Annotated in this window: 1 pseudogene; it reads right to left on the bottom strand. The window is 63.5% G+C overall.

Annotated features, from left to right (window positions below):
• Positions 1 to 310: pseudogene (locus MTBSS4_RS03825) on the bottom strand (flagellin); the annotation flags it as partial.

Genomic DNA, 310 nt, shown 5'->3' with positions numbered 1-310 from the left:
CGGGTTTGCAGCGACACCAGATTGGCGCCTTCCTCGTTGAGATCGGCCAGCACCAGCTTGTCGCCGCCGATCTTGAGGGTGTTGATGTATTCCTTGGTGAAGTCGGCGCGGGTTTGCAGCAGGGCCACGCTGGCGCCGATGGTCTTGGCGCTGGTGCGGACCGAGGTGATGCCAGAGTCGAACATGTCGATATAGGCGTCGAAGATCGACACCGAGGCCGACACGTCGGAGAACGCCGCGGCGGCGGTGGAGCCGGCGATCTTGGTGATGGCCTGGCTGCCGGCGATGTAGGTGGCGTTCATGGTGAACG

Source organism: Magnetospirillum sp. SS-4 (assembly GCF_902729425.1).
GTDB lineage: Bacteria > Pseudomonadota > Alphaproteobacteria > Rhodospirillales > Magnetospirillaceae > Phaeospirillum.
The sequence above is the reverse complement of the archived record's forward strand: the minus strand, read 5'-3'. Positions and strand labels throughout refer to the sequence as shown.